Source organism: Pseudomonas sp. GM60, from assembly GCF_000282415.1.
Lineage (GTDB): Bacteria > Pseudomonadota > Gammaproteobacteria > Pseudomonadales > Pseudomonadaceae > Aquipseudomonas > Aquipseudomonas migulae.
In genome coordinates this window covers 1-17369 of sequence record NZ_AKJI01000048.1, presented here as the reverse complement: position 1 = coordinate 17369, position 17369 = coordinate 1, and the positions used below count along the sequence as shown (strand labels likewise).

Genomic DNA, 17369 nt, shown 5'->3' with positions numbered 1-17369 from the left:
CGCGTTGGAGAATGCAATGACTGATAAAGCGTTCGCTCAGGCTGATCCTGACTGGCTGGCCCTGATCAGCGCGGCCCGTGAATGGCTGTCCGGCCCCCTCGGGCAGTTTCTGCTGGACGAAGAACGACGCATGCTCGAAGACGAGCTGGGGCGCTTCTTCGGTGGCTATCTGGTGCATTACGGTCCTTCGGCCGAGACACCGCCGTCGGCGCCGCAGGTCCAGCGCAATGTGCGGCTGGGTGCGCCATTGCCGGGTGTCGAGATTGTGTGTGAAGAGCAGGCCTGGCCGTTGAGCGAGCATGCTGCCGATGTGGTGGTGTTGCAGCACGGCCTGGATTTCTGCCTGTCGCCCCATGGTTTGCTGCGCGAAGCGGCGAGCAGCGTGCGTCCCGGCGGGCATTTGCTGATCATCGGGATCAACCCCTGGAGCAGTTGGGGCTTACGCCACGTATTCGCCCATGACGCCTTGCGCAAGGCTCGATGCATTTCGCCGTCGCGGGTCGCCGACTGGCTGAACCTGCTGGGCTTCGCGCTGGAGAAACGCCGCTTCGGGTGCTATCGTCCGCCGCTTGCGTCCCCCGCCTGGCAAGCCCGTTTGGCCGGTTGGGAGCGCAAGGCCGGTGACTGGCAACTGTCGGGTGGCGGCTTCTATTTATTGGTCGCGCGCAAAATTGTGGTCGGCCTGCGGCCGGTTCGTCAGGAACGTCGCGAGCCGATGGGCAAGTTGATTCCATTGCCGATGGCCAAGGTCAACCGCCGCAACATCGAGCCGTAACACTTTTTATATTCCCGGCCGGGCGCGTCCCGGCCTCGGGCATCGTCGATCAACGATCGGCGGGCCACCGCATTTTCTGGATAGATTGGCATGAGCGATAGCGTAGAACTCTTCACCGACGGCGCCTGCAAGGGCAATCCTGGCCCAGGCGGCTGGGGCGCATTGCTGGTGTGCAAGGGCGTTGAAAAAGAACTCTGGGGTGGCGAAGCCAACACCACCAACAACCGCATGGAGCTGATGGGCGCGATTCGCGGGCTGGAAGAACTGAAGCGTTCCTGCGACGTGCTGTTGGTGACGGACTCGCAGTATGTGATGAAAGGCATCAACGAATGGATGGACAACTGGAAGAAACGCGGCTGGAAAACGGCGGCGAAAGAGCCGGTAAAAAACGCTGACCTGTGGAAATTGCTGGACGAGCAGGTCAACCGCCACAACGTCACCTGGAAGTGGGTGCGCGGGCACATCGGGCATCACGGCAACGAGCGGGCCGACCAGTTGGCTAACCGTGGCGTGGATGAAGTGCGCGGTTACAAACAAGCCTGACCCGCCCCGACCTCTGTAGGAGCCAGCTTACTGGCGATAGGTCCCGAGACTTGTATTGATCTCGGGGGCGCTATCGCCGGCAAGCCGGCTCCTACAAAGTCGGTGTTCACAGCATCAAAATGGCGTTGGCCAGTTGTTGGTCTGAATACTGATCGCTCAGTCCACCCCGAATCCTCTCAAATGCCGCTTCAATCCGCGCCCCGCGAATCTCCCCGTCACTCGCCACAAACGCTGCCGCATCATCCTTGGCCGCCAGCACAATCTTGTCGTCCTTGAATGATCCGCTCGTGCCCTTGGACGAACTCAAGGTCAGGCTCAACGTGATATCGGTGCTGATTACAAAACTGGTGGCCTGGGCGGTGGTTGCGATCAGGCAACTGCTCAGAACCAGCAGGCGAAGCGTTTGTGTGGTGGTCATGACGAACTCAAATCCATCGGAAACAAGCCGCGCACGCTATCAAGCCGTTCTTTGCCAGACTTTATGAACATTGCTAATGATTGTTAAAAACTGCATGAGCTTCAGTCATTTGCCTGTGCGCACGCCTGATCTCGTGGGCGTGTTAACATCGCCACTTTTGCACGATTGACCCGTTGAGAGCTGAGCACTGATGGCCACCAGATCCGTTGTACTCGATACCGAAACCACCGGCATGCCGGTGACCGACGGCCACCGGATTATCGAAATCGGTTGTGTCGAGTTGATCGGTCGACGCCTGACCGGCCGGCATTTTCACGTTTACCTGCAACCGGACCGCGAGAGTGATGAAGGCGCCATCGGCGTTCACGGCATCACCAACGAATTCCTGGTGGGCAAGCCGCGCTTCACTGAAGTGGCTGATGAGTTTTTCGAATTCATCAAGGGCGCGCAGCTGATCATCCATAACGCGGCGTTCGACGTTGGCTTCATCAACAACGAATTCGCCCTGATGGGCCAGCACGATCGTGCGGACATCACGCAACACTGCTCGATCCTCGACACCCTGATGATGGCCCGGGAACGTCACCCGGGGCAGCGCAACAGCCTCGACGCCTTGTGCAAACGTTATGGCGTCGACAACTCCGGTCGTGAACTCCACGGCGCCTTGCTCGACTCCGAGATTCTCGCCGACGTTTACCTGACCATGACCGGCGGCCAGACCAGCCTGTCGCTGGCCGGCAATGCGTCCGACGGCAACGGGTCTGGTGAAGGGGCGGACAACTCCGCTACGGAAATCCGCCGTTTGCCGGCCGATCGCCAGCCAACCCGTATCATCCGCGCCAGTGAAGATGATTTGGCGCAGCACATGGCCCGTCTGGAAGTCATCGCCAAATCCGCTGGTGCGCCATCGCTGTGGCAGCAACTGGCCGAGGCTGAAGCTCAGGCGTAAATCTCGAGATAGACACTAACCTGTAGGAGCCGGCTTGCTGGCGATTGCGGTGGGGCAGTCGATACGTTCATCGCCTGAACGGACGCCATCGCCAGCAAGCCGGCTCCTACAGGGGCATGCGATCCACCAATGATATCGATGACCCATTTCGGGGCATTGCACTCGCCACAAGCGCCTCAACCCTCTACCCTGAGGTTATTGGCAGGCTACGGACTGCCGCCTCAGGACTCTGAGCCCCATGTATAAAGATTTGAGATTCCCGGTCTTGATCGTCCATCGCGACATCAAGGCCGACACGGTTGCCGGTGATCGGGTGCGTGGCATCGCCCGGGAGCTGGAGCAGGAAGGTTTCAGCATTGTCTCGGCAATGGATTACACCGAGGGGCGGTTGGTCGCGTCGACCCATCATGGCCTCTCGTGCATGTTGATCGCCGCCGAAGACCCCAGCGCCAACTCCCATCTGTTGCAGAACATGGCCGAACTGATCGGTCTGGCGCGGGTGCGTGCGCCGGATTTGCCGATTTTCGCGCTGGGCGAGCAGGTGACGCTGGAAAACGCCCCGGCCGATGCAATGGACGAGCTCAATCAGCTGCGCGGCATTCTCTATTTGTTCGAAGACACCGTGCCGTTTCTGGCGCGGCAGGTCGCGCGAGCCGCGCGCAAATACCTGGATGGCCTGCTGCCACCGTTCTTCAAGGCGTTGGTGCAACACACCGCCGACTCCAATTATTCCTGGCACACGCCCGGCCACGGTGGCGGCGTGGCCTATCACAAGAGCCCGGTGGGGCAGGCGTTTCACCAGTTTTTCGGGGAAAACACCCTGCGTTCGGACTTGTCGGTGTCGGTGCCGGAACTCGGTTCGCTGCTCGACCACACCGGCCCTCTGGCCGAGGCGGAAGCGCGAGCGGCGCGCAACTTTGGCGCCGATCACACCTTTTTCGTGATCAATGGCACCTCGACGGCCAACAAGATCGTCTGGCATTCGATGGTCGCCCGCGATGACCTGGTGCTGGTAGACCGCAACTGCCACAAGTCAGTGCTGCACTCGATCATCATGACTGGCGCGATTCCGTTGTACCTGTGCCCGGAACGCAACGAGCTGGGGATCATCGGCCCGATTCCGCTGAGTGAATTCAGCCGCGAATCGATTCAGGCCAAGATCGACGCCAGCCCGTTGACCAAGGGCCGTGCGCCCAAGGTCAAACTGGCGGTGGTGACCAATTCGACCTACGACGGGCTCTGTTACAACGCCGAACTGATCAAGCAAAGCCTGGGCAACAGCGTCGAGGTGCTGCATTTCGATGAGGCCTGGTATGCCTATGCGGCGTTTCACGAGTTTTTTGCCGGACGTTACGGCATGGGCACTGCGCGCAGCGCGGACAGCCCGCTGGTATTCACCACCCATTCCACCCACAAACTGTTGGCGGCGTTCAGTCAGGCCTCGATGATTCACGTCCAGGACGGCGGTGCGCGGCAACTGGATCGCGACCGCTTCAACGAAGCGTTCATGATGCACATCTCCACGTCGCCGCAGTACAGCATCATCGCCTCTCTGGATGTGGCGTCGGCGATGATGGAAGGCCCGGCAGGTCGCTCGCTGTTGCAGGAGATGTTCGACGAAGCCCTGAGTTTCCGTCGGGCACTGGCGAATTTGCGTCAGCACATTGCCGCTGATGACTGGTGGTTCTCCATCTGGCAGCCACCGTCGGTGGAAGGCATCGAGCGCGTGGTGACGGAAGACTGGCTGCTGCAACCCGATGCCGACTGGCACGGCTTTGGCGGCGTGACCGATGACTATGTGCTGCTCGATCCGGTCAAAGTCACGCTGGTGATGCCGGGCCTCACCGCCGGCGGTGCGTTGAGCGAGCGCGGGATTCCGGCGGCGGTGGTCAGCAAATTCCTCTGGGAGCGCGGGCTGGTGGTCGAGAAGACCGGGCTCTATTCATTTCTGGTGCTGTTCTCCATGGGCATCACCAAGGGCAAATGGAGCACGTTGCTGACCGAGTTGCTGGAGTTCAAGCGCAGTTATGACGCCAACGTCAGTCTCGTGACCTGCCTGCCCTGCGTGGCGCAACAGGAAGGCGCGCGTTACAAGGGCATGGGGCTGCGCGATTTGTGCGATCAACTGCACGCCTGTTACCGCAGCAATGCCACGGCCAAACATCTCAAACGCATGTACACCGTGTTGCCGGAAATCGCCATGAAGCCGGCTGACGCTTATGATCATCTGGTGCGTGGCGAGGTGGAAGCAGTGTCCATCGATGCACTGGACGGCCGCATCGCCGCGGTGATGTTGGTGCCGTATCCGCCGGGGATCCCGTTGATCATGCCCGGCGAACGTTTCACCGAGTCGACCCACTCGATCATCGATTACCTGGCGTTTGCCCGCACGTTCGATAGCAGTTTCCCGGGATTTGTCGTTGATGTGCACGGCTTGCAACACGAAGACGAGGGCAATGGACGGCATTACACCGTCGATTGCATCAAGGAGTGAGGACCTTTCCCAGTATGCAACCGGTCATGAATCCGAAATACCCAGGGCTGTCGGTTCGCGTTGCCGACGACGGCTTTGCGGCTTACATCTGGGGCAGTGATTTCAGTTTTGAAGTCACGGCCTATGTCGCCGCCGAAATCGGCAAACCGATGGAGCAATGGGCGGTCACGTCAATCACCCCTTACCGCAAGTGCTATGGCATCGATCCCGAGGAATTCAGCAGTTTCCGCGACGCCGCCGACAGCGCGATTTTCATGGCTTATCTCGATGATGAGCCGGTGGGCCACCTGGTGGTCAGCACCAACTGGAACGGCTTTGCCCATATCGATGAGTTGGCGGTCCACGCGCCGGCCCGTCGGCATGGCGTGGCCAAGGCGCTGCTGGATGTGGCGCAGTTCTGGAGCCGCAAGAAAAAACTGCCGGGCATCATGCTAGAAACCCAGAACAACAATCTGGGCGCGTGTCGGCTGTATGAGCGCTGCGGTTATGTGATGGGGGGTGTCGATCATCTGCGCTATCGCGGCATCGACCCGAACACCGCCGAAATCGCATTGTTCTGGTATCGATTATTCGACAATCCGCTGGAAAGCCCGATCAGTTCGCCAACATCGCCACGGCTTGTTCCGTGACGATGTCCAGCAGAGCCTGAAGAGCAGGGGAAGGCTCGCCGTTCTTCAGGGTCAGGGCGTAGACGCTGATCGGCACGGCGGGCGCCAGCGGGCAGGCATCCAGGCCGGCGGATTTGGCCCCGAGCGCGGTGAACGGGTCGACAATCGCCAGGCCTTCACCGGCTTCGACCATGCTGCGCATCATCTGGTGAGTCTGAACCCGGGTGTGAATCACCGGGGCAGGGCGCAGGGCGTGCAGTTTGTTGTCGAGTGCCGGGCTCAGCGGATCATGACCTTCCAGGCCGACCATCGACTGCCCCGCCAGGTCTTGCAGCGAAATGTACTTCTGCTTCGGTTGCAGCCAGCCATGGGGGGCGAGCAGCTGGAGTTTGCCCTGGGCAATCACCTGGCAATGAATATCGGCGTGGTCGGGGTCGTGCAGGCTCAGGCCCAGATCGCTTTCGCGCAGCAGCAGGCTTCTGACGATGTCGCGGGTGGGTTGGCTCAGGAGGCTGCAAGGCACGTCGGGGAGACGCCGACGCAACGCCGCGATGCTCTGTGGCAACAACTGTTGTGCCAGGGGCGGCGTGCAAATGATGCGAAGGGGTGGGGCCTGGTATTGCTTGAGGCTGCTGGCCAGTCGCAGGACCGGCTCGAGCGCATCGTAGACGTGGGCGATTTCGACTTGTAGCTCCCGCGCCTCGCGCGTGGCTTGCAAGCGTCCACGCACGCTGGAAAACAGCATGAAACCCAACTGACTCTCGGCGTCACGCAGAATACCTTCGACCTCGGCCACTGGCAGCTGCAGCCATTCGGCGGCGGTGCCAAGGTGACCGGTCTGCAGGAGCGCCTGGATCACTTCGATATGACGTAAACGCATGCGTGAAGTCCATGTTCAGCAGGTGAGGGAGTCAGTGGCTGAATCCTAACCCAAGTCCGCGCATAAGACTTCTGCTCATAACGCGAGGTTATGAGGCGACGCTGGCTTCGGGTTCACGAATGAGGGTGACGCCCGATTGCACCAGCAGAAACTCGTTCTCATCAAGCTTGTTGACGCGATCGCCAATGGCCAGCTTGTAAGTGGTGACAGCGGTGAGGCCGTCTGCCGAAGGGGTGGATTCCTGGAACTCATGCACGGAATAGACACGGCCTTCCGCGTCTCTTGCATGGAACTGACTGACGAGTACTGCTGCCATCTGCTTAGAACCTCTGGAGATAAATCACTCAATTTGCGGTTCTGTAGACCGTGGTTGGGCGAGGTAAGTTTTCCTACAGGAAAAAAATAGTCAGGGGCGGCGTTTTTCAGTCGCCCACTGCTTGAATCGTCATCTATAACTACAAGCTCTTTCCATCGGACAGTCGAGAATCTTCCATGAGCAATGTCTACACGATCGCCGTTCTGGTCGGCAGCTTGAGAAAGGAATCGATCAACCGCAAGGTGGCGTTGGCCCTGGCCGATCTGGCACCTGCAAATCTCAAGCTCAACATCGTCGAAATTGGCGACTTGCCGCTCTACAACGAAGACATCGATGGCGAATCACCGCCGGCAGCCTACAGCACTTTCCGGCAACAAGTGAGTTCATCCGACGCGTTGCTGTTCGTCACCCCGGAATACAACCGTTCGGTTCCTGCGCCGTTGAAGAACGCAATCGACGTCGGTTCGCGTCCGTATGGCAAGAGCGCCTGGGGTGGCAAGCCGGGTGCGGTCATCAGCTGTTCACCGGGGGCTATCGGCGGGTTTGGCGCCAACCATCATTTGCGCCAGTCCATGGTGTTTCTCAATGTGCCTTGCATGCAACAACCGGAAGCCTACTTGAGCGGTGCCGGTTCGGCCTTCGATGAAGCGGGCAGATTGTCCGAGACGGTGAAGCCGTTTTTGCAGAGTTTCATCAATGCTTACGGGCAGTGGGTCGAGCAGCATAAGAAAGTCTGAATATCACTTTGATAGCCGCTGCCGAATGCAGGCTCGGCAGCGGCGGCATCAAACAATCGTTTCCAGACTTTGCTTTACTGGATATTCGAAATTCCATATATTCACGCCTCGTTTGTCCGGAGGCGTTTCCCTGTATGTCCGACTCTTACAGTCCCGTCGATGTTTTCAAGGCCCTGGCCGATGACACGCGCAGCCGTATCGCGCTGTTGATCGCCCGCGAAGGCGAGTTGTGCGTGTGCGAGTTGACGGCCGGGCTGGACTTGAGTCAGCCGAAAATTTCCCGTCACCTGGCGCTCTTGCGCAGTAATGGCCTGTTGGCGGACCGCCGTCAGGGACAATGGGTGTTCTATCGCCTGCACCCGGACCTGGCGCCTTGGGTCGTCACTCTGCTGCACGGCGCGCTGGCTGAACATCAAGGCTGGCTGGCTGCCGATGTCGCACGCCTTCAAGCCATGACCGATCGACCTGTACGTTGCTGTTAATCCCTGATTTCTGTTGAAGGCTGCTTTGCATGCTCATTGCGTCGTTGATTTTCCTGCTGACCATCACCCTGGTGATCTGGCAACCCAAAGGCCTCGGTGTCGGTTGGAGTGCGGTGTTCGGCGCCGTGCTGGCGCTGATTTTCGGTGTGGTGCACCTCAGTGATATTCCGCTGGTGTGGCAGATCATCTGGAACGCCACCGGCACTTTTGTCGCGCTGATCATCATCAGCCTGTTGCTGGATGAGGCGGGGTTCTTTGCCTGGGCGGCACTGCATGTCGCGCGGTGGGGACGGGGCAGTGGGCGCAAGTTGTTTGCCTATATGGTGCTGCTCGGCGCGCTGGTCTCGGCTTTGTTTGCCAACGACGGGGCGGCGCTGATTCTCACGCCCATCGTGATTTCCATGCTGCTGGCGTTGCGCTTTTCCCCGGCGGCGACCCTGGCGTTCGTGATGGGCGCCGGGTTTATTGCCGACACTGCCAGCCTGCCATTGGTGGTGTCGAATCTGGTGAACATCGTTTCCGCCGACTTCTTCCACATTGGCTTCAATCGCTACGCGGCGGTGATGGTTCCGGTCAACCTGGTGAGCGTTGCGGCGACACTGGCGGTGTTGATGTGGTTTTTCCGGCGCGACATTCCCAAGGATTACGATCCTGAGCAACTGGAGCATCCGTCCAGTGCGATCCACGACAAGGCGACGTTTTATGCCGGTTGGGCGGTGTTGCTGATCCTGCTGATCGGGTGTTTTGCGCTGGAACCGCTGGGTATTCCCATCAGCGCCATTTCGGCGGTGTGCGCGGCGTTGCTGCTGGCCATTGCTGCCCGAGGCCACAAGATTTCCACGCGCAAGGTGCTGAAAGAAGCGCCGTGGCAGATCGTGATTTTCTCGCTGGGCATGTATCTGGTGGTCTACGGCCTGCGTAACGCCGGGCTCACCGGGTATCTGGCGGGTTGGCTGGACGGTTTTGCCGGTTACGGCGTCTGGGGCGCGGCCATGGGCACGGGTGTGCTGACGGCGCTGTTGTCGTCGATCATGAATAACCTGCCGACGGTGCTGATTGGTCTGCTGTCGATTGACGCGAGTCAGGCGAGCGGAGTGGTGAAGGAGGCGATGATCTACGCCAACGTGATCGGCAGTGACCTGGGGCCGAAGATTACGCCGATTGGCAGTCTGGCGACGTTGTTGTGGCTGCATGTGCTGGAGCGCAAGAGCATTCGGATCGGCTGGGGGTATTACTTCAAGGTCGGGATTGTGTTGACGGTGCCGGTGTTGTTGGTGACGTTGGCGGCGTTGGCTGTGCGGTTGTCCGTTTAGACCGCATCGACCCTATCGCCGGCAAGCCGGCTCCTACAGGACTTGTGAGCAACTGTAGGAGCCGGCTTGCCGGCGATGACGTCCTCCCGGATACCGCAAATCTCAACCCCCACCCGGCACATTCGGCCAAAGGTCCGCCACCAGAAACAACCGCTCCGCTTCCTCCCACTCCCCATTGGCATTCTCGATCAACCGCACCAGCAACTGCGCCGGCGCCAGCGGTTCCAGATCGCTCAGCCACGCTTGCAGCTGTTGCGTGCTCCACGTCTGCTCGGCCGGGTAGTGCGCCGGTGCCAGCCAGGCATGGCGGGGCAGGGGTTGCCAGCGACCGAACGGGCGCTGCGTGACAAAATCATTCCAGTCCTTTTGATGCAGCCAGCTACCGCGCAAATGCTGCGGGTGCGCACCGCTTGGGGCTTCGGATTGCCCCGGCCACGGATAAAGCAGATAGCCGCCCAGCCACAAATGCGCACTGAACTGCTGGATGTCCAGCGCCGCCAGGACCTCGCGGCTCTCCGGTCGCGCGGAAATCGGCAGCTGATGCTGGCTCAGGTGCGCCAGTTTGCGGTCCAGCCGATCATGGCAGCCCGGCCCCAGCCATTGCGCGGTGTTATGCCCCGCGCCATTTTGCGGGCCGAGGTAAAGTTTGATCGCCAATTCCAGGTGATGCACGCCGTCGCGATCGCGCAGCAGCATGTCCAGTTCGCCCAGCGTGTGGCCTTCGCGACGGATTGGCATGTTCGCGGCAATCAGATCGATGCCCGGTGCATGGCGCACCGCGTATTGCCACAGCCGTTCGTAATACAGACCCAGGCGCCGGGTCCGGGCCTGGGCCAGCCAGTGCAGCAAGTCGTAGCTGTCGTGATCCAGTTGCCGTAGCCAGAGTTCCAGCCGTTCCGGCGCCTGCACCCAGTCACTGCCGGCCAGTGGATGGCGTTGCGGCCACGGCGTGACCTCCAGCATCGGCGGCGCGAGGATGACCCAGGCCAGGTCGCGGACCTCGGGGTGGCGCAACTGGTGGGGTAACTGCAGCAAATCGGGAAATAGGATCATCTTGCGAGCATAGCCCTAAACCTGAGTGCGCCCTTGTGGCTGAAAGGATTTTGTCTATCCCGCGCTTTCGCCCATAATCGTGGTTTTCGCCGTCGCAAACCGTAGGGGCACCATGGAGCAATTTCGTAATATCGGCATCATCGGTCGCCTGGGCAGTTCGCAGGTGCTGGATACCGTCCGCCGACTGAAACGGTTTCTGCTCGATCGTCACCTGCACGTGATCCTCGAAGACACCATCGCTGAAGTCCTGCCAGGTCATGGCCTGCAAACTTCGTCGCGCAAGATGCTCGGTGAAGTCTGTGACATGGTGATTGTGGTCGGCGGTGACGGCAGCCTGCTTGGCGCCGCACGCGCACTGGCCCGACACAATATTCCGGTGCTCGGCATCAACCGTGGCAGCCTCGGTTTCCTGACCGATATTCGCCCCGATGAACTGGAAGTCAAAGTCGCCGAAGTACTCGACGGCCACTATCTGGTGGAAAACCGCTTCCTGCTGCAAGCCGAAGTCCGCCGCCACGCCGAGGCCATTGGCCAGGGCGATGCGCTGAACGATGTGGTGCTGCACCCCGGCAAATCGACGCGCATGATCGAGTTCGAGTTGTACATCGATGGCCAGTTTGTCTGCAGCCAGAAGGCCGACGGCCTGATCGTCTCCACGCCGACCGGCTCGACCGCGTACGCGCTGTCGGCGGGCGGCCCGATCATGCACCCCAAACTTGACGCTATTGTGATTGTGCCGATGTACCCCCATACCTTGTCGGGTAGACCGATTGTGGTCGATGGCAACAGTGAGCTGAAAATCGTCGTGTCCAAGGATATGCAGATCTACCCGCAAGTCTCCTGTGACGGGCAGAACCACTTCACCTGCGCGCCGGGTGACACCATCACCGTGAGCAAGAAAGCGCAGAAGCTGCGGCTGATTCATCCGCTTGACCACAATTACTACGAAGTCTGCCGGACCAAGCTCGGCTGGGGCAGCAAGTTGGGGGGTGGAGGCGACTGATGCTCGATCCCGCGCGAAGTTATGACCTTATCGGTGACGTGCACGGTTGCGCCCTGACCCTTGAGCACTTGCTCGACCTGCTCGGTTATCACAAACAGGCCGGCGTCTGGCGGCATCCGTCGCGCATGGCGGTGTTCGTCGGTGACATCATCGACCGCGGCCCGCGGATTCGCGAGGCGCTGCACATCGTCCACGACATGGTCGAGGCCGGCCAGGCGTTGTGCATCATGGGCAACCATGAATTCAACGCACTCGGCTGGAGCACGCCAGCGCCGCCGGGCAGCGGCAAGCAATTCGTCCGTGAACACACGCCGCGTCATGCGCGCCTGCTGGGTGAAACCCTGACCCAGTTTGAAGACCATCCCGCCGACTGGCATGACTTCCAGCAATGGTTCTACGAACTGCCGCTGTTTGTGGATGCCGGGCGTTTTCGCGTGGTCCATGCCTGCTGGGATTCGGGCCTGATCGAGCCGCTGCGCGCGCTGTTTTCCGATGGCTGCGTCGATGAACATTTCCTCCAGGCCTCGGCCGTGCCGGGCAGTTTTGCCTGCACCGTGTTCGACCGTTTGCTGCGCGGCACCGACATGCGTTTGCCTGACGGGTTGACCATGACCAGCGGCGATGGCCTGACGCGCTCGTTCTTCCGCACCAAATTCTGGGAAGACGACCCGCAAACCTACGGAGACATCGTGTTCCAGCCTGACGCTTTACCGGAACCCGTGGCCCGGACGCCGCTGTCGTCCACCGAGAAAAACACCTTGCTGCGCTATGGCGTTGACGAGCCCTTGTTGTTCGTCGGCCACTACTGGCGCAGCGGCAAACCGGCGCCGATCCGCCCGAACCTGGCCTGCCTGGATTACAGCGCGGTGCTTTACGGCAAGCTGGTCGCCTATCGACTGGACCAGGAAACCCGGCTCGATCCGCACAAATTCGTCTGGGTCGACGTCGAACGGCCGGAGGCACTGCGATGAGCGCCGTGGCCGTTTTACGCCTGCCACTGGCGGTGGATCTGAGCGGGTTCGTCAAACTGCTGCAACGCATGCAGGTGCCGCATCGGGTCAGCGAAGAGCAGGGCGAGCAGGTGCTGTGGGTGCCCGCCAATATCAGTGAAGACGTGCGTGCGTTGTACGAGCGTTTTCCGGCGGGTGATCCCGATCAGCAACTGGACATCCCGGTGGCGATAACCACGAAGCGTCCCGGTTTCGTCGAGCAATTGCGCCACGCCAAAGCGACGGCGGCGGTGCTGCTGCTGAGCCTGATCGTCGGTGCGGTGACGCTGTTGGGCGAAAACCTCGACACGATGCGCTGGTTGACCTTCCTCGATTTTCGGGTGGTCGGCGAATACATCCATTTCACGCCATTGGCCGAAAGCCTGGCAGCGGGGCAGTGGTGGCGTCTGGTGACGCCGATGCTGATCCACTTCGGCATCCTCCACCTGGCCATGAACGGCATGTGGTATTGGGAACTGGGGCGACGCATTGAGTCGCGTCAAGGCGGCATCAACCTGATCGGCCTGACCCTGCTGTTCGCCCTGGTGTCGAACTACGCGCAGTTTTATTTCAGCGGCCCGACCTTGTTTGGCGGGTTGTCCGGCGTGCTGTATGGCCTGCTCGGGCATTGCTGGATCTTTCAGCTCCTGTCGCCAAGCCGCGCTTATCGACTGCCTCGCGGGGTGCTGGTGATGATGCTGGTGTGGCTGCTGCTGTGCCTGTCCGGGCTGGTCTCGATGATCGGCTTCGGTGAAATCGCCAACGCCGCCCACGTCGGCGGGTTACTCATCGGATGCTTCACCGGTTTGTTGGGTGGTTTGTACAACCGCCGTAAACTGGCCGCCTAAAAAAGTTATGTAAGTTCGGAGACCTTGATGTCCTCTTTTAACGAAATGATCAAAAACATCACCCCCGATATCTACCAGAGCCTGAAACTGGCGGTGGAAATCGGCAAATGGTCCGACGGTGGCAAACTCACCGCCGAGCAACGCGAACTGTCGCTGCAAGCGATGATCGCCTGGGAAATCCAGAACCTGCCCGAAGACCAGCGCACCGGTTACATGGGCGTGCAGGAATGCGGCTCGAAGTCGATTGAAGTGCCAAATATTTTGTTCAAGTCGGATGCCATCCATTGATCGAGATTGGCCGCGGTGCAATCAGTAAAATGTCGGCCCGCCTGGACGGGTCCGACGTGCAGTACGCGTTTCGTCTGGACGATGTCGAAGTGCCGGTCAACCCGTTGATCGGCACCACGGTACGTCTGGAATACCTGGGGGCGATCCACTGCTGCCATTGCGGACGCAAGACCAAAACCAGTTTCAGCCAGGGTTACTGCTACCCGTGCATGACCAAACTGGCGCAGTGCGATGTCTGCATCATGAGCCCGGAGCGCTGCCACTACGACGCCGGCACCTGCCGTGAGCCGGAGTGGGGCGAGAAGTTCTGCATGACCGATCACATCGTGTATCTGTCGAACTCGTCCGGGGTCAAAGTCGGGATTACTCGCGCGACCCAACTGCCGACGCGCTGGATCGACCAGGGCGCTCGTCAGGCGTTGCCGATCATGCGTGTTGCGACCCGTCAGCAGTCAGGCTTCGTCGAAGACCTGTTCCGCAGTCAGGTGGCGGACAAGACCAACTGGCGTGCTTTACTCAAGGGCGAAGCGGTTTCGGTGGACCTGGCCGAAGTTCGCGATCAGCTGTTTGAAAGCTGCGCCGAAGGCCTGCAAACCTTGCAGGAACGATTTGGTCTGCAGGCGATCCAGACTATTAGCGATGTCGAGCCGCTGGAAATCCGTTATCCGGTGGAGCAATACCCGGCCAAAATCGTCAGCTTCAACCTGGACAAGAACCCGATTGCCGAAGGCACGCTGCTGGGAATCAAGGGCCAGTACCTGATCTTCGACACCGGCGTGATCAATATTCGTAAATACACGGCTTATCAGCTCGCCGTGCATCAGTAAGGACTCCAGCATGCGCACCGAACAACCGAAGATGATCTATTTGAAAGACTATCAGGCGCCTGAGTACCTGATCGACGAGACGCACCTGACCTTCGAGTTGTTCGAGGACCACAGCCTGGTCCATGCGCAACTGGTGATGCGCCGCAACCCTGAGCGTGGCCCGGGCCTGCCACCGCTGGTGCTGGACGGTCAGCAACTCGATCTGCTGTCGGTGACCCTGGCCGACCGCGAACTTACCGCTGCCGACTATCAGTTGACCGAGAACCATTTGACGCTGCATCCGGCCAGCACCAGCTTCACGGTCGACACCAGCGTACGCATTCACCCGGAAACCAACACCGCGCTGGAAGGCCTGTACAAGTCCGGCACGATGTTCTGCACCCAGTGCGAGGCCGAAGGCTTCCGCAAGATCACCTATTACCTCGACCGCCCGGACGTGATGAGCACGTTCACCACCACGGTTGTCGCGGAACAGCACAGCTACCCGGTGCTGCTGTCCAACGGCAACCCGATTGCCAGCGGTCCTGGCGAAGACGGCCGTCATTGGGCAACCTGGGAAGACCCGTTCAAGAAACCGGCCTACCTGTTCGCATTGGTGGCCGGTGATTTGTGGTGCGTCGAAGACACCTTCACCACCATGACCGAGCGCAACGTGGCGCTGCGCATCTACGTCGAACCGGAAAACATCGACAAGTGCCAGCACGCCATGAACAGCCTGAAGAAATCCATGCGCTGGGACGAAGAAGTCTACGGTCGTGAATACGACCTGGACATCTTCATGATCGTTGCGGTCAACGACTTCAACATGGGCGCCATGGAGAACAAGGGCCTCAACATCTTCAACTCCAGCGCCGTGCTGGCTCGCGCCGAAACCGCGACCGACGCCGCGCACCAGCGTGTGGAAGCGATCGTCGCTCACGAATACTTCCACAACTGGTCGGGCAACCGCGTGACCTGCCGGGACTGGTTCCAGTTGTCGCTGAAGGAAGGCTTCACCGTGTTCCGCGATTCCGGTTTCTCCGCCGACATGAACTCGGCCACCGTGAAGCGCATCCAGGACGTGGCTTACCTGCGTACTCACCAGTTCGCCGAAGACGCAGGTCCCATGGCTCACGCCGTGCGCCCGGACAGCTTCATCGAGATTTCCAACTTCTACACCCTGACCGTGTACGAAAAGGGCTCGGAAGTGGTCGGCATGATCCACACCTTGCTCGGCGCCGACGGTTTCCGTAAAGGCAGCGACCTGTATTTCGAGCGCCATGACGGCCAGGCCGTGACCTGCGATGACTTCATCAAGGCCATGGAAGATGCCAACGGTGTCGACCTGACCCAGTTCAAACGCTGGTACAGCCAGGCTGGCACGCCGCGTCTGGCGGTGAGCGAGTCCTACGACGCAGCAGCGAAAACCTACAGCCTGACGTTCCGTCAAAGCTGCCCGGCGACCCCGGACAAGGTTGAAAAACTGCCGTTTGTGATCCCGGTTGAATTGGGCCTGCTGGACGCCAAAGGCGCGCCTGTTGCCTTGCGCCTGTCCGGCGAAGCCAGCGCCCAGGGCACCTCGCGCGTCATTTCGGTGACCGAAGCCGAACAGACCTTCACCTTCGTCGATATCGCTGAGCAACCGCTGCCTTCGTTGCTGCGCGGCTTCTCGGCGCCGGTGAAACTGAGCTTCCCATACAACCGCGACCAACTGATGTTCCTGATGCAGCACGACAGCGACGGTTTCAATCGCTGGGATGCCGGTCAGCAATTGTCGGTGCAAGTGCTGCAAGAGCTGATCGCCCAGCAGCAGAAGGGCGAGAAACTGGTGCTGGATCAGCGCCTGATTTCGGCCTTGCGTACCGTGCTGTCGGACGAGTCGCTGGATCAGGCAATGGTCGCCGAAATGCTCTCGCTGCCGGGTGAGGCGTATCTGACCGAGATCAGCGAAGTGGCTGACGTCGACGCCATCCACATCGCTCGCGAGTTTGCCCGCAAGGCATTGGCAGACGGTTTGTTCGATGCGTTGTGGTCGCGTTACCAGGCCAACCGCGATCTGTCGAAACAAACCCCGTACATTGCCGAAGCCGAGCACTTTGCCCGTCGCGCCTTGCAGAACATTGCGCTGTCGTACCTGATGCTCAGTGGTCAATCGCAAGTAATGGCGGCGACGCTTGAGCAGTTCGAGACCAGCGACAACATGACCGAGCGCCTGACGGCATTGGCGGTGTTGGTGAATTCGCCGTTCGAAGAAGAAAAAGCCCTGGCGCTGGCCGGTTTTGCCGAGCACTTCAAGGACAATCCGCTGGTCATGGATCAGTGGTTCAGCGTTCAGGCGGGCAGCACGCTGCCGGGTGGGCTGGAGCGGGTGCGTCAGTTGATGCAGCATCCGGCGTTCAACATCAAGAACCCGAACAAGGTGCGGGCGTTGGTCGGTGCGTTTGCCGGGCAGAACCTGATCAACTTCCATGCGGCGGATGGTTCGGGGTATCGCTTCCTGGCGGATCTGGTCATCGAACTGAACGGGTTCAACCCGCAGATTGCTTCTCGCCAACTGGCGCCGCTGACGCGCTGGCGCAAATACGACGATGCTCGTCAGGCGTTGATGAAAGGGGAGCTGGAGCGGATTCGTGCTTCGGGTCAACTGTCTAGCGATGTGTTTGAAGTGGTCAGCAAAAGCCTGGCCTGAGTGTGGCTTTGGAACCTGTAGGAGCGAGGCTTGCCCGCGAAGGTTGTGTGTCGGGCGCGTTTTTTGATGGTGTGCATATCCATTGCTGCGGTAACGGCTGCTTATGGTTTCGCCCTTACGGCGAGTCCCTTTTCCAAACGCCGAAAAGGAACCAAAAGGCTTTGCCCCTGACGTACGG

Annotated in this window: 18 protein-coding genes; 14 read left to right on the top strand and 4 right to left on the bottom strand. The window is 60.1% G+C overall.

Annotation, left to right across the window (positions count from 1 at the left end; all coding sequences use genetic code 11):
- Positions 1 to 16: 16 nt before the first annotated feature.
- Positions 17 to 775 (top strand): methyltransferase domain-containing protein, encoded by a 759-nt coding sequence (locus PMI32_RS16540; protein ID WP_008028619.1) that lies wholly within the window; start codon positions 17 to 19, stop codon positions 773 to 775.
- A gap of 90 nt (positions 776 to 865) precedes the next feature.
- Positions 866 to 1318 carry a ribonuclease HI gene (gene rnhA, locus PMI32_RS16545; RefSeq protein WP_008028618.1) on the top strand — a complete coding sequence of 151 codons (453 nt, stop codon included), beginning with the start codon at positions 866 to 868 and terminating at the stop codon, positions 1316 to 1318.
- A gap of 106 nt (positions 1319 to 1424) precedes the next feature.
- Here rnhA and PMI32_RS16550 read toward each other — a convergent pair whose 3' ends face one another.
- Positions 1425 to 1736 (bottom strand): DUF2388 domain-containing protein, encoded by a 312-nt coding sequence (locus PMI32_RS16550; RefSeq protein ID WP_008028616.1) that lies wholly within the window; start codon positions 1734 to 1736, stop codon positions 1425 to 1427.
- 190 nt (positions 1737 to 1926) lie between these two features.
- Here PMI32_RS16550 and dnaQ point away from each other — a divergent pair, with 190 nt between their 5' ends.
- The 3 genes from dnaQ (at position 1927) to PMI32_RS16565 (ending at position 5808) form a co-directional block, all read left to right on the top strand.
- Complete coding sequence (gene dnaQ, locus PMI32_RS16555; protein WP_008028614.1) at positions 1927 to 2685, top strand: DNA polymerase III subunit epsilon; 759 nt, start codon at positions 1927 to 1929, stop codon at positions 2683 to 2685.
- A gap of 238 nt (positions 2686 to 2923) precedes the next feature.
- A complete protein-coding gene (gene ldcA, locus PMI32_RS16560; RefSeq protein ID WP_008028612.1) occupies positions 2924 to 5179 on the top strand; it encodes an Orn/Lys/Arg family decarboxylase in 2256 nt (751 codons plus the stop codon).
- Positions 5180 to 5193: 14 nt separating this feature from the next.
- On the top strand, positions 5194 to 5808 hold the full coding sequence (locus PMI32_RS16565; protein ID WP_008028610.1) for a GNAT family N-acetyltransferase: 615 nt from the start codon (positions 5194 to 5196) through the stop codon (positions 5806 to 5808).
- Here PMI32_RS16565 and PMI32_RS16570 read toward each other — a convergent pair.
- Together PMI32_RS16570 and PMI32_RS16575 are read right to left on the bottom strand one after the other, a co-directional pair.
- Entirely contained in the window at positions 5774 to 6667 is an 894-nt protein-coding gene (locus tag PMI32_RS16570) for a LysR family transcriptional regulator (RefSeq protein WP_008028608.1), read from the bottom strand. The genes PMI32_RS16565 and PMI32_RS16570 overlap by 35 nt on opposite strands.
- Positions 6668 to 6755: 88 nt before the next feature.
- Positions 6756 to 6983: a hypothetical protein gene (locus PMI32_RS16575; RefSeq protein ID WP_008028606.1), complete on the bottom strand. Its 228-nt coding sequence runs from the start codon at positions 6981 to 6983 to the stop codon at positions 6756 to 6758.
- Positions 6984 to 7159: 176 nt separating this feature from the next.
- Between PMI32_RS16575 and PMI32_RS16580 the strand changes: the two genes are divergently transcribed.
- From PMI32_RS16580 to PMI32_RS16590, 3 genes are all read left to right on the top strand, one after another.
- Positions 7160 to 7720, top strand: coding sequence for an NADPH-dependent FMN reductase (locus tag PMI32_RS16580; RefSeq protein ID WP_008028605.1), 561 nt, complete (start codon positions 7160 to 7162; stop codon positions 7718 to 7720).
- A 134-nt stretch (positions 7721 to 7854) separates the two neighbouring features.
- On the top strand, positions 7855 to 8202 hold the full coding sequence (locus tag PMI32_RS16585; RefSeq protein ID WP_008028603.1) for a metalloregulator ArsR/SmtB family transcription factor: 348 nt from the start codon (positions 7855 to 7857) through the stop codon (positions 8200 to 8202).
- A gap of 29 nt (positions 8203 to 8231) precedes the next feature.
- Positions 8232 to 9515: an arsenic transporter gene (locus tag PMI32_RS16590; RefSeq protein WP_008028602.1), complete on the top strand. Its 1284-nt coding sequence runs from the start codon at positions 8232 to 8234 to the stop codon at positions 9513 to 9515.
- Between the two features lie 102 nt (positions 9516 to 9617).
- Here the strand turns inward: PMI32_RS16590 and PMI32_RS16595 are convergent, their stop codons facing one another.
- Positions 9618 to 10568, bottom strand: coding sequence for a DUF1853 family protein (locus PMI32_RS16595; protein WP_008028600.1), 951 nt, complete (start codon positions 10566 to 10568; stop codon positions 9618 to 9620).
- A gap of 112 nt (positions 10569 to 10680) precedes the next feature.
- On the opposite strand from PMI32_RS16595, the gene PMI32_RS16600 reads away from it, so the two are divergent.
- Genes PMI32_RS16600 through pepN form a run of 6 tightly spaced genes read left to right on the top strand, consistent with a single transcriptional unit; the run spans position 10681 to position 17191 of the window.
- Positions 10681 to 11571: an NAD(+) kinase gene (locus PMI32_RS16600; RefSeq protein ID WP_008028599.1), complete on the top strand. Its 891-nt coding sequence runs from the start codon at positions 10681 to 10683 to the stop codon at positions 11569 to 11571.
- The gene (locus tag PMI32_RS16605) at positions 11568 to 12542 is read left to right on the top strand and encodes a metallophosphoesterase (protein WP_177318882.1); all 975 of its coding nucleotides are present in this window, start codon (positions 11568 to 11570) and stop codon (positions 12540 to 12542) included. The genes PMI32_RS16600 and PMI32_RS16605 overlap by 4 nt, the downstream gene beginning before the upstream one ends.
- Positions 12539 to 13408 carry a rhomboid family intramembrane serine protease gene (locus PMI32_RS16610; RefSeq protein ID WP_008028595.1) on the top strand — a complete coding sequence of 290 codons (870 nt, stop codon included), beginning with the start codon at positions 12539 to 12541 and terminating at the stop codon, positions 13406 to 13408. The genes PMI32_RS16605 and PMI32_RS16610 overlap by 4 nt, the downstream gene beginning before the upstream one ends.
- Positions 13409 to 13435: 27 nt before the next feature.
- Positions 13436 to 13696: a YeaC family protein gene (locus tag PMI32_RS16615; RefSeq protein WP_008028592.1), complete on the top strand. Its 261-nt coding sequence runs from the start codon at positions 13436 to 13438 to the stop codon at positions 13694 to 13696.
- The gene (locus PMI32_RS16620; RefSeq protein ID WP_008028590.1) at positions 13693 to 14523 is read left to right on the top strand and encodes a DUF2797 domain-containing protein; all 831 of its coding nucleotides are present in this window, start codon (positions 13693 to 13695) and stop codon (positions 14521 to 14523) included. The genes PMI32_RS16615 and PMI32_RS16620 overlap by 4 nt, the downstream gene beginning before the upstream one ends.
- Positions 14524 to 14533: 10 nt before the next feature.
- Positions 14534 to 17191: an aminopeptidase N gene (gene pepN / locus PMI32_RS16625; RefSeq protein WP_008028589.1), complete on the top strand. Its 2658-nt coding sequence runs from the start codon at positions 14534 to 14536 to the stop codon at positions 17189 to 17191.
- Positions 17192 to 17369: the final 178 nt, after the last annotated feature.

Bases quoted from the DNA above. Each gene is read 5' to 3' on its own strand.
- PMI32_RS16585 (WP_008028603.1), top strand. From the start codon at position 7,855: ATGTCCGACTCTTACAGTCCCGTCGATGTTTTCAAGGCCCTGGCCGAT.
- PMI32_RS16595 (WP_008028600.1), bottom strand. From the start codon at position 10,568: ATGATCCTATTTCCCGATTTGCTGCAGTTACCCCACCAGTTGCGCCAC.
- pepN (WP_008028589.1), top strand. From the start codon at position 14,534: ATGCGCACCGAACAACCGAAGATGATCTATTTGAAAGACTATCAGGCG.
- PMI32_RS16590 (WP_008028602.1), top strand. From the start codon at position 8,232: ATGCTCATTGCGTCGTTGATTTTCCTGCTGACCATCACCCTGGTGATC.
- PMI32_RS16550 (WP_008028616.1), bottom strand. From the start codon at position 1,736: ATGACCACCACACAAACGCTTCGCCTGCTGGTTCTGAGCAGTTGCCTG.
- PMI32_RS16600 (WP_008028599.1), top strand. From the start codon at position 10,681: ATGGAGCAATTTCGTAATATCGGCATCATCGGTCGCCTGGGCAGTTCG.
- PMI32_RS16615 (WP_008028592.1), top strand. From the start codon at position 13,436: ATGTCCTCTTTTAACGAAATGATCAAAAACATCACCCCCGATATCTAC.
- PMI32_RS16580 (WP_008028605.1), top strand. From the start codon at position 7,160: ATGAGCAATGTCTACACGATCGCCGTTCTGGTCGGCAGCTTGAGAAAG.
- dnaQ (WP_008028614.1), top strand. From the start codon at position 1,927: ATGGCCACCAGATCCGTTGTACTCGATACCGAAACCACCGGCATGCCG.
- PMI32_RS16570 (WP_008028608.1), bottom strand. From the start codon at position 6,667: ATGCGTTTACGTCATATCGAAGTGATCCAGGCGCTCCTGCAGACCGGT.
- PMI32_RS16610 (WP_008028595.1), top strand. From the start codon at position 12,539: ATGAGCGCCGTGGCCGTTTTACGCCTGCCACTGGCGGTGGATCTGAGC.
- ldcA (WP_008028612.1), top strand. From the start codon at position 2,924: ATGTATAAAGATTTGAGATTCCCGGTCTTGATCGTCCATCGCGACATC.
- rnhA (WP_008028618.1), top strand. From the start codon at position 866: ATGAGCGATAGCGTAGAACTCTTCACCGACGGCGCCTGCAAGGGCAAT.
- PMI32_RS16565 (WP_008028610.1), top strand. From the start codon at position 5,194: ATGCAACCGGTCATGAATCCGAAATACCCAGGGCTGTCGGTTCGCGTT.
- PMI32_RS16540 (WP_008028619.1), top strand. From the start codon at position 17: ATGACTGATAAAGCGTTCGCTCAGGCTGATCCTGACTGGCTGGCCCTG.
- PMI32_RS16575 (WP_008028606.1), bottom strand. From the start codon at position 6,983: ATGGCAGCAGTACTCGTCAGTCAGTTCCATGCAAGAGACGCGGAAGGC.